General features: G+C 46.5%; 5 protein-coding genes. 2 read left to right on the forward strand and 3 right to left on the reverse strand.

Features of this window, described 5'->3' with window-relative positions; translation table 11 throughout:
• Window positions 1-127 precede the first annotated feature (127 nt).
• Window positions 128-949 carry an endonuclease/exonuclease/phosphatase family protein gene (locus WKT20_RS13395; protein WP_340417505.1) on the forward strand — a complete coding sequence of 274 codons (822 nt, stop codon included), beginning with the start codon at window positions 128-130 and terminating at the stop codon, window positions 947-949.
• 70 nt (window positions 950-1,019) lie between these two features.
• Here WKT20_RS13395 and WKT20_RS13400 read toward each other — a convergent pair whose 3' ends face one another.
• The 3 genes from WKT20_RS13400 to WKT20_RS13410 are packed head-to-tail and all read right to left on the reverse strand — an operon-like array spanning window position 1,020 to window position 4,543.
• Entirely contained in the window at window positions 1,020-1,670 is a 651-nt protein-coding gene (locus WKT20_RS13400) for an ABC transporter ATP-binding protein (protein ID WP_022054108.1), read from the reverse strand.
• A gap of 6 nt (window positions 1,671-1,676) precedes the next feature.
• On the reverse strand, window positions 1,677-2,402 hold the full coding sequence (locus tag WKT20_RS13405; RefSeq protein ID WP_007559715.1) for a tRNA threonylcarbamoyladenosine dehydratase: 726 nt from the start codon (window positions 2,400-2,402) through the stop codon (window positions 1,677-1,679).
• Window positions 2,399-4,543, reverse strand: a complete 2,145-nt coding sequence (locus WKT20_RS13410; RefSeq protein WP_340417504.1) for a cation:proton antiporter — start codon at window positions 4,541-4,543, stop codon at window positions 2,399-2,401. Before WKT20_RS13410 ends, WKT20_RS13405 begins: the two co-directional genes overlap by 4 nt.
• A gap of 189 nt (window positions 4,544-4,732) precedes the next feature.
• Between WKT20_RS13410 and WKT20_RS13415 the strand changes: the two genes are divergently transcribed.
• Entirely contained in the window at window positions 4,733-5,743 is a 1,011-nt protein-coding gene (locus WKT20_RS13415) for an aspartate-semialdehyde dehydrogenase (protein ID WP_118163950.1), read from the forward strand.
• Window positions 5,744-6,230: the final 487 nt, after the last annotated feature.

The following is a 6,230-nucleotide window of genomic DNA, read 5'->3' on the forward strand; positions in this document are numbered from 1 at the left end:
ATTTTTACGCCGCAAAGTAAGTGGTAAACCGCCGTGACTTGTTTTATAGGAAAAACATATATCATTAAACTTTATATCTATGAAACTCTACACTATTTTAGGAAGTTTTCTGGGGCTCTCTTTGTGCATGACCATCGCTTCATGCCACTCTCCCCAACCAACCAGTGAAATCACATGGAGCACCTTCAACATCCGCTACGACAATCCCTACGACAGTCTGAACAGCTGGACATACAGAAAGGACACCGTAGCCAATTTCATCAAGGCACAAAATCTGGACATTGTAGGTATGCAGGAAGTCCTGCACCACCAGCTTGAAGACCTGAAAGCCCATCTGCCAGAATATGCCGAAGTCGGCGTGGGACGAGAAGACGGAAAGACACAAGGCGAATATGCCCCTCTGTTCTATAAAAAAGACCGTTTTGAATTATTGGACAACAATACCTTCTGGCTGTCACAATACCCCGACAGTGTAGGCTTCATCGGATGGGACGGTGCCTGCACCCGTATTGCCACCTGGGCCAAGCTGAAAGACAAAACCAACGGAAAAATCTTTATGGCCATCAATACGCACTTTGACCATGTGGGAACAGAAGCCCGTAAAAAAGGCGCTTTGCTGATTATTGAGAAAATAAAAGAAATCGTAGGAGACCAGCCTGCCGTAGTTACCGGAGACTTCAATGTATCCGACCAGTCGGAAGCCTACCAGACCATCACCGGCAACAGTTTCGTACTGAAGGATGCGCATAAGACAGCTCTCCAGCAAGAAGGTGCCAGCTATACCTTCCATGACTTCGGACGCATTCCTGCCGATTCATGTGAGAAAATTGACTTCATATTTGTCACTCCTCAAATAGAGGTACAGCGCAGCTGCATTCCTGAAGAAAACCGGGAGGCAAAGAAATTCCTTTCCGACCACAATCCGGAAATCGTACACCTTTCTTTCTAAAAGACTAATAAATCGAGGAAAAATTTATCCCGGCCGCCGGTATACATACCGGGACGGGATTTTTTTAATATTATACGATGCGTCCGTCTACCAGATGGATGGTACGGTCGGTCTGAGTGGCCAGCTCCTCATCGTGCGTTACGATGACAAAAGTCTGCCCTAACTTGTCACGCAGTTCAAAGAACAACCGATGTAATTCTCCCTTGTTCTGCGTATCCAGACTTCCGGAAGGCTCGTCCGCCAAGATTACCGAAGGATGATTCATCAAGGCACGGGCTACAGCCACACGCTGCTTTTCGCCACCCGAAAGTTCTGCCGGCTTATGCGTGGCCCGCTCCGACAATCCCAGGAAATCCAGCAAATCCAATGCTTCCTTTCGGGCAGTTCCCGCCGACTTGCCTTGAATCAAAGACGGCATCATGACATTCTCTACCGCCGTAAACTCAGGCAACAGCTGGTGAAACTGAAAAACAAAACCGATTTCCCGGTTCCGGAAGGCAGAAAGCTCCTTTTCTTTCAGACGGTTCACCTCCGTGCCGTTCAATATAATTCGTCCTCCGTCCGGCTTGTCGAGTGTACCCATAATTTGCAGCAAGGTAGTCTTTCCCGCCCCACTGGGCCCCACAATACTGACCACTTCACCTTTTCCGATTTCAAGGTCAATCCCCTTCAACACCTGAAGTGCACCAAAACTCTTGGTTATCCCTTCCAACTGAATCATACGACTTTACAATTTACGAATTACATACTCTGCCAGATAGCATCCGAATACGGCCGGCATATAGCTGACGGTTCCTGCGGTAGACTTCTTGTTCTGCTCATCATCTACCAATATCACGGCATTTGCATCGGCTTGCTCCGTGCTGAATACCACCGGCAGTTTCCGCTTCATACCCATTTTCTGCAAACGCTTACGCACCGCCTTGCTCAACCCACAATGATACGTATCCCACAAATCCGCAAAACGAATCTGCGTGATATCCCGTTTGGCTCCGGCTCCCATGCTACTGACAATCTTCAATCCGCGTTGCAAGGCATGATATATCAGATAGCACTTAGGAGCTACCGTATCAATGGCATCTACCACAAAATCAAACGCCGCACTATCCAGCAGTTCAGGTATAGCCTCATCTTTCAGGTAAACCGGCAACACGGTCAGTTCCAGTTCCGGATTAATATCCCGGAAACGTTCAGCCAGTACCTCTGCCTTTGGACGTCCGATAACGGAATGAGTGGCCGGCAACTGACGGTTGATGTTACTCGGCTGTACCGTATCGGCATCTACAATCGTCATCCGTCCCACTCCGGCACGGCAAATCATTTCAGCCGCATACGCACCTACTCCTCCCAAGCCTACCACCAGCACATGCGCCTTACGCAGACGCTCCATCTTCTCTTCGCCTAACAGCAATTCCGTGCGCTGCTGCCATTCTTTCTTATTTTCTTCGCTCATGAATCTTTCTTAAACCATTTATAAAACCAGTTGCCCACCTTGTCATAATACTGCGTTTCGGCCCATCCATGCGGATCGGCAAAACTTAACGCCTCATTCGGGTCACCCTTCTGGTCAGGATACAACAACATGATACTGTTGTTATTAAAATATCTGGATACCTGCATAGGCAAGCGTTCAAAAGAAGAGTCGTACGAAATAGACCCTCTTCGTGAGCTGACAATAACCAGCAGATGATCGTAATTCACCTGTCCTGTAATAATCAGCAAGTCGTCCCAGTTATCCAGTTCCTGGTATTCCGTCATCACATCCTTGTGCTTCTTCTGGATATATCCCTTGATATACCCCAAAGTCTGGGGATGAGCAAAGAAATGCAGACGGCATCCCAGCTGACTACTCATGCGGCACAAGTGCGTAATCCATTTCACAAAGCCGTGCTCAAATTCCGATTTAGGAGGTACCGCCACAATGATACGCCGCAACGTATTGACCGGCATCAGGAAGCGGGCAATCATCACCTGCTGATAAGTATTCTTCAGCAAATCTTCCGTCAGGTTACCGAAGAACGAATCCACGATATTGGCCTTGTTGTGCAAACCAATGACAATCGTAGTCGCCTCAGTTTCCTTAGCTGTATGTAAAATACCCGTAGCAATATTCAAGTCGAAACGCGACACTGTTTTCAGAAAGACATTGGCCGATGCAGCAATCTGAGCCGCCCTTTCCAGGCTTCTCTTTCCCCGCATCTCCAACCGCACAGAATCATTGTTGTCATTAATCACATTCAGTGCCACCAGATTGTCCATCCGCTTTTCATCACGTACCACCAGCGCCAGCTGCATCAGTTTATCCAGTGTGTCCGGATTGGCCACAGGAATCAGGATACGTTCCTTTTGCTGTTCTTTTTCTTCATCCAGCTCTGCATCATCCATCGCGATTCGTTTGGCCGCATGTTCCGTAATAAACGAGCTGACCACACACGTCACCAGAATCAGCAGAATGGTACCATTCAGTACATCTTCGTTCAACAAGCGCTCTCCACTGGGCAGAATAATGTTGTAACCCACCAGTACCGCCGCCAGGGTAGCCGCAGCCTGCGCATTACTCAGTCCGAACATCAGCTCCCGTTCTACCGCCTTCATGCGATATATTTTCTGTGTCAGCCACGAAGCAATCCATTTGCCTAACAGTGCCACCACAATCATGACACCAGCCACCTTAATGGAATCGATATGGCCGAACAGCACATTCACGTTTATCAGCATTCCCACTCCGATAAGGAAATAAGGAATAAACAGCGCATTTCCTACAAACTCCAGGTGACTCATCAACGGAGAAACATGCGGAATCAGACGGTTCAGCACCAGCCCGGCCAGGAAGGCGCCTAAGATTCCTTCCATACCAATCAGCTCCATCAATCCGGCCCCCAAGAAGACCATGGCCATCACAAAGATATACTGCACCACCTGGTCACTGTAACGACGGAAGAACCAGCGCCCGATGCGAGGAAACGTCAGCATAATCACCACGCTCAGCACCACGACTTTCAGCACCAGCCACACCCAGAACATATCCGAAGTATCGCCCTTGTACATACCTGCAATGACGGCCAGAACCAACAAGGTCAGCGTATCCGTCACCGCCGTACCTCCCACCGCAATGCTGACAGCCCGCTGCCGGTTGATACCGTAACGAATCACAATCGGATAAGCTATCAAAGTGTGCGAGGCATACATACTGGCCAGCAGCACAGAAGTAATCAGTCCGTACCCCAGCAAGTTCAGGTTGGTCCACACACCAATACCCAGCGGGAAGATAAAGGCCAGCAAACCTAACACCGTAGCCTTCACACGGATACTCTTGAAATCCTCCATGTTCATTTCCAGTCCGGCCAGGAACATGATATAATACAGTCCCACCTTACCGAAAAGCTCAAAGCTGCTGTCGCGCGCCAGAATATTGAATCCATGTTCCCCGATGACGATACCGGCCAGAATCATTCCGATGATGTGCGGAATGCGCAGACGTTCCAGAACAATCGGGGCAAACAAGATAATTACCAGCACCAAAAAAAAGATCCACGTAGGATCAGTGATGGGAAAATCTATATTGAGATGAACCAAATCTAACAAATCTTTCATATATGAGGGGCTGTTCGGTTTAAATTTATGGACAAAAATACGAAAAAAGTTCCGTATTTCCCCTTTGGTATTCCAAAATGTTTTAATTTTGCGGTTCAAAGGATACAAGTAGAAGAAAAAACTATCTAACTAAAATACAGAAAGCAATACAATCACGGAATTTATTAACTTAAACAAGAAACATAAGAAATGAAAGTAGCAATTGTTGGTGCAAGCGGAGCCGTAGGACAGGAGTTCCTGCGTGTGCTCGATGAAAGAAACTTCCCGGTAGATGAACTGCTGTTGTTCGGATCTTCAAGAAGTGCCGGACGAAAATACACTTTTCGCGGAAAAGAAATCGAAGTAAAACTTCTGCAGCACAACGATGATTTCAAAGGAGTAGACATCGCCTTTACGTCAGCCGGTGCGGGAATTTCCAAGGAGTTTGCAGAAACCATCACTAAATACGGTGCAGTGATGATTGACAACTCCAGCGCTTTCCGTATGGAAAACGATATTCCTCTGGTAGTACCTGAAGTCAACGCAGAAGACGCGCTGAACCGTCCACGTGGCATCATTGCCAACCCTAACTGTACGACTATCCAGATGGTTGTAGCCCTGAAAGCTATCGAAAACCTGACTCATATCAAACGTGTACACGTATCTACTTACCAGGCTGCCAGTGGTGCCGGTGCGGCTGCCATGGACGAGCTTTACGAACAGTACCGTCAGGTATTGGCCGGAGAGCCTGTCACTGTAGAGAAATTCGCTTATCAGCTGGCATTCAACCTGATTCCTCAGATTGACGTGTTCACAGACAACGGTTATACAAAAGAAGAAATGAAGATGTACAATGAAACACGTAAAATCATGCACTCAGATGTACAGGTTAGTGCAACTTGCGTACGTGTTCCTGCACTTCGTTCACACTCAGAAAGCATCTGGATTGAAACAGAACGTCCGGTATCTGTAGAAGAAGCCCGCGAAGCATTTGCCAACGGCGAAGGTCTGGTACTGATGGACAACCCGGAAAAGAAAGAATATCCGATGCCGTTGTTCCTAGCTGGAAAAGACCCTGTATATGTAGGTCGTATCCGTAAAGACCTGGCTAATGAAAACGGTCTGACTTTCTGGATTGTAGGCGACCAGATTAAGAAAGGTGCCGCTCTGAATGCCGTTCAGATTGCTGAATACCTGATTAAAGTGAAGAATATCGGATAAATAGTTTATCGGTACTGATATAAAGAAAGGCATTGCCTGAGGTTTGAAACTCACAGGCAATGCCTTTTTATTTCTCTTATCCCGACTTATATCATTCTTATGTCCTCTTTCTTTTTTCCTTTATAAAAACCTTTTGTGAATAGTGCATTGCACCAAAGAGTTTTATACGTTTTCCCATCGAGAAACCTACGTTTTCTAGCAGGGAAACATAGGTTTCCGAAACGCGAAACCTACGGTTTAGAGAAGGGAGATATAAAAAAGAGAGTCAGATTCTAGGAAAACTTCTATTTAGTTATCAATTGTATACTATAAATAAAGGAGTGAGACAGCCTCTCTTGTTGTACTTATCCTAACACGAATATTAACTGTTTAATGGCCCTATCCTTAATACTCTCAGAATTAAATCATTCTTTCACAAACAACCATATTATAGCAAGTCTTTATTTCATTTAATATTTCCCAACACTATTTGATTTACAATCTACAT

Origin of the sequence: Phocaeicola sp. ICN-14070, from assembly GCF_037892625.1 — a bacterium.
Lineage (GTDB): Bacteria > Bacteroidota > Bacteroidia > Bacteroidales > Bacteroidaceae > Phocaeicola > Phocaeicola plebeius.

What these genes read in the sequence shown, in the direction of transcription:
- WKT20_RS13395 (WP_340417505.1), top strand. Translation starts at nt 128, where the DNA reads ATGACCATCGCTTCATGCCACTCTCCCCAACCAACCAGTGAAATCACA.
- WKT20_RS13400 (WP_022054108.1), bottom strand. Translation starts at nt 1,670, where the DNA reads ATGATTCAGTTGGAAGGGATAACCAAGAGTTTTGGTGCACTTCAGGTG.
- WKT20_RS13405 (WP_007559715.1), bottom strand. Translation starts at nt 2,402, where the DNA reads ATGAGCGAAGAAAATAAGAAAGAATGGCAGCAGCGCACGGAATTGCTG.
- WKT20_RS13410 (WP_340417504.1), bottom strand. Translation starts at nt 4,543, where the DNA reads ATGAAAGATTTGTTAGATTTGGTTCATCTCAATATAGATTTTCCCATC.
- WKT20_RS13415 (WP_118163950.1), top strand. Translation starts at nt 4,733, where the DNA reads ATGAAAGTAGCAATTGTTGGTGCAAGCGGAGCCGTAGGACAGGAGTTC.